Consider the following 2681-nt stretch of genomic DNA (forward strand, 5'->3'; position numbering starts at 1 on the left):
GGCGGCACAACTGGCGGTCTGGGCGGGGTACTCGGCGGCCTGACCGGCGCGTTGAGCGGCACTCAACGCTGAATTGCACCTGGCCGATTCGACGGCCTTACCTACAGCGCCTACGCTTGGTTGAGGGCGGAAGATTCCCACGAGTCTTCCGCCTTTTTTCTAAGGAAAATTTTGCCCTGTGCTGTGTTCTGACCATGGAGTGTCCTATGCGCGTACTGGCATCCCTGCTGTGCCTGAGCCTCAGTTCCGCTGCCCTCGCCGACACCTTGCCCAGCTTTCTCAACAGCAACGAAACCATCCGCAACCTCCCCGTTCCCAACCTGCCCGCCGACGCCTATCGGCCGAGCGCGGCGCCGCTGCAAGTGCCGGACCCGGGTGCGACCGCCGCGCAGCCATTGCTGATGGAAACCAAGGTCAACCTGAAGACCGTGCAGATCGAAGGCGGCACGATCTACCCGCTCAACGAACTCGCGGAAATCTACAAGCCCCTGATCGGCCGCCAGGCCAGCCTTGCCGAACTGATCGAAGCCACGCGCAACATCACCCGTCGCTATCAGCAGGACGGCTATCTGTTGTCCTACGCGTTCCTGCCGCAACAGAACTTCGATGACGGCGTGGCGCGGGTGGTGCTGGTCGAGGGCTACGTGCGCGATATCCAGATGCAGGGCGACATCGGCCGGGTCAAAGGCCTGCTCGACGAACTCGCCGCGAAAATCCAGGCCGAACGCCCGCTGACGCGCAAGACCTTCGAGCGCTATACCACGCTGATGAGCCGCATTCCCGGGGTAACCATTCAAGCGCAAGTGCCACCGCCCGGCACCACCGATGGCGCGACCACCCTGGTTGCCCAGGCCAGTCGCAAACCGTTCACCAGCACCCTGAGCACCACCGAAGACAACCGTAACGGCCCGCAGGCGTTGCTCGGTGTCAGCAGCAATTCGCAGACGTCGATGGGCGAACAGTTGAGCCTCAGCGGCCTGTTTCCACCGGGCGACGATAAAGAGCATTACTACCGTCTCGACTACAGCCAGTTCCTCGATACCGAGGGCACGCAACTCAACGTCTCGGCCTCGCGTTACCGCGCCGACCCGGACACCGAAGTGCTGGTGGGCGGTGGCGGACGCCTGAGTACTCACCGCGAGAACGATCGCTACTCGATCGGCTTCAGCACGCCCCTGATCGCCTCCGCCAACGAACTGCTGACCGCCGGCTCGCGCCTGTATGCGGTCGACGACAAGACGCGCTACGACGGCATCAACTTTCCCTTCAGCACCGAACTGCGCACCGACGTCCGCGCCCTGGCTTTCGAAGGCGACTGGCGCAAGGCCGACGCCCGCCAACTGCGCATCCTCAGTGCCGGTGTCTACCAGGGCTTCGACAACCTCGGCGCGCACACCAACTACGACGACATCGACCTGGATTTCTTCCGCGTCAGACTGTCCGGCGTGCAGAGCGACAAGTTTCTCGACAACTGGCAAGGCGTGCTCTCGGCGGCGCTGTACTGGAGCGATGACACCTTGCCCGACAGCGAACGCGCCGTATTCGGCGGGCAGAATTTCGGCCGTGGCTACCCCGACGACCAGGCCTCGGGCGACAAGGGTTGGGGCGTGGCCTACGAGGTCAACTACAGCTTCAACCGCGACGGCAACTGGGTGCGCATCCTGCAACCCTACGTCGTCGTCGACCGCTCGCGCAGCTGGTTCAACCAACTGCCGGTGCAGGCCAACAACCTGTCATCCACCGCGCTCGGACTGAGGTTCGGCGATGCCAAGTACTACAACGTCGCCCTGGAAGTGGCGAAGGCAATGTCCGATGAAGCGCTGGACACGTTGAACCGCAAGCCGCGGTACAGCATCAGTTTCAGTTATCAGTTGTAAGGGGCAAGCGGGTGCGTCAGTCAGGAATTTTTTCACTGACGCACCGTCTTCGCGAGCAGGCTCGCTCCCACAGATTCGGCGGTGTTCACGGTTCCTCAGTACAACCGCCGTCCCTGTGGGAGCGAGCCTGCTCGCGAAAGGGTTCGGCTATTCAACCGATTTATCGCAGCGCTTAAACCAGCCGTTTAAACAGACGCCCCGTTACCTCGCAACAGCCCACAAATCCTTGCGCCTTTGCCTACGGCTACGCCAGAATCCGCCGGCTTGTGCGCCTGGGGCGCGGGTTCTATCGTTTGCCTGCCACTGCTCATCAGTGGTCGGGTTTAGTCGCCCGCTTGTCCACGACGCACAGGTTCCTGTCAGCCAGGTATTGCATACCTGCACTTGATGGTGGCTGTGCGCAGGGCGCCTTCGGGCGCGCCGATTTCGTGGCTCATCGGTCGACTAACCTGCGTGCAGCTGCCTCCCTTTCGTTTAGTCGCGAACGGGTTGCGGCCCTACTCCATCAGGAGACTGAGCCCGTGAAAAAGATAACGCCCGATCCACCCCTTGCCGATCCGACTTTCGCCGACCCGCTCCTCGAAGCGCAAAAACTCAAGGAAGCCGTCGACCGCGCCATCGATTACTACCTCAACCCCCGCCTCATCAAAAACCCTGCCGCACCGCGCAAACCCAGCACCCTGTTCATCGTCGACCCGGCTGCGGACAACGAAACCCTGTTGGTCCATGCCTGCGAATCACTGGCCTCGGCAAGCATCATGGCCAGCGACCTCGCCGGATTTATCGATGGACCGCAGCGCAGCT

General features: G+C 62.2%; 2 protein-coding genes. Both read left to right on the forward strand.

What is annotated here, in order from left to right; genetic code table 11:
- Positions 1–206: 206 nt before the first annotated feature.
- Entirely contained in the window at positions 207–1877 is a 1671-nt protein-coding gene (locus tag D6877_RS10495; RefSeq protein WP_130910706.1) for a POTRA domain-containing protein, read from the forward strand.
- Positions 1878–2398: 521 nt separating this feature from the next.
- Positions 2399–2681 (forward strand): DUF6124 family protein (locus tag D6877_RS10500; protein ID WP_130910707.1); only part of this gene is annotated, 283 nt, incomplete at its 3' end.

This window comes from Pseudomonas sp. Sample_9 (assembly GCF_004307535.1).
GTDB classification, from domain to species: Bacteria; Pseudomonadota; Gammaproteobacteria; order Pseudomonadales; family Pseudomonadaceae; genus Aquipseudomonas; species Aquipseudomonas mercuritolerans.

Bases quoted from the DNA above. Each gene is read 5' to 3' on its own strand.
- D6877_RS10495 (WP_130910706.1), top strand. From the start codon at position 207: ATGCGCGTACTGGCATCCCTGCTGTGCCTGAGCCTCAGTTCCGCTGCC.